This window comes from Pontibacter sp. HJ8 (assembly GCF_054824225.1).
This window is the reverse complement of sequence record NZ_JSYF01000638.1, coordinates 1-1,470: the sequence shown is the minus strand read 5'-3', so window position 1 is coordinate 1,470 and position 1,470 is coordinate 1. Positions and strand designations below refer to the sequence as shown.

The following is a 1,470-nucleotide window of genomic DNA, read 5'->3' as shown; positions in this document are numbered from 1 at the left end:
GGTCGTGGTCGACTATTACGTAAAGAACTCCCCGTTACTGCTCGATTACTATTATTACATCATTCCGCTTGCTTTCTTTACCCTGCTGTTCAACCTGCTGACGGCCTACCTCCGCTCCCTCTTCAAAACGATCATCTCGTCTTTCGCGCAGGACTTTCTGCTGCGTATCCTCACGACGCTACTCATTGGCTTGTACGCCTTTGACCTGATCGTTTTCCGGGAGTTTGTGCTGCTCTACATCGTCATCAATTCCGTGATCACCCTGTCGCTGGTGGTCTATGCGCTGTGGCTCAAGCAGTTGTTCCTGCGCCCATCCCTGGCTGCGCTCAGCATCATTCCGTTCCGGGAAATCCTGTATTATGGCTTATTCACCTTTATGGGCAATATCTCGGTTACTATCATCACAACGGTAGACCAAATCATGATCAGCTCTTATAGTTTAGGGGATAATGGCGTCTATACCACGGCTTTTTTCATTACGAGTGCGATCATGGTGCCGGCACGCTCTATTTTCAAGATTGCTTTTCCGCAGGTAGCCGAGTATTGGAAAGAGAAGGACATGACAGGTATGGCGAAACTCTACAAACAGATCACGCTGATTAACCTGATCATCGGGCTGCTGCTCTTCATCGGCATCTGGGCCAACATTGACAACCTGTTCTCTTTTATGCCGGAAACGTATCGGGCCGGGAAATACGTGGTGCTTTTCCTGTCGATGGCCCGTATCATCGATCTGGCCACAGGTATAAACGGCATCATCCTGGCCACGTCCGAAAAGTACCGCTGGGACCTGCTCTTCAATGTGGTGCTGGCGGGCCTTACCATCTGGACAAACTATGTCTTTATACCGATCTATGGCATAAACGGTGCCGCCTTCGCCTCCATGCTCTCGTATGTGACGATCAACCTGCTGCGCCTGTTCTTTGTGCAGGGTATCTATAAAATGCAGCCATTTGCCTGGAGTTCTGTTGCCGTCACCGTCATCGCAGCGATCGCCCTGGGTGCATCCTACCTGCTCCCTTCGCTGAACAACCTATACCTGGATATCCTGTTACGCTCGATCCTGATCACGGGCATCTACATGGGCCTCCTGCTGGGCCTGCGGGTATACCCGGACATGAACCAGTGGTTGCTCAACATGCTACGGAAGGTTACCAACCAATAAGTTAGCTCTACCGGATCCAACCATCCCTGCCCCTACTTGTGTAAGGAGGGGAGCTTGGCTACTACTGCTGGAAAGGGTATAAGCGCTGTAGCGATTGAGAAAGTATACCTGTGGCATGTAAACCCACCCCTGGCCCCTCCGAGGAGGGGAATCGGGAACGCTTGTCATCCCCCTACCCCCTTCAAAGGGGGACTTTTCAACTTCAAACTGTCATTTCGAGTACAACGAGAAATCTGGAAGCTTCCATGGCCCTCTAATCCTCCAGATTTCTCCCATTGGTCGAAATGACAAGAAAAACAGGTATA

At 50.9% G+C, this 1,470-nt stretch carries 1 protein-coding gene; it reads left to right on the top strand.

The genetic code is table 11. The features are described 5' to 3' along the window. Window positions 1-1,165, top strand: a 1,165-nt coding sequence (locus tag OB13_RS20480; protein WP_461492043.1) for a lipopolysaccharide biosynthesis protein, incomplete at its 5' end; no start/stop codon positions are given. Window positions 1,166-1,470: the final 305 nt, after the last annotated feature.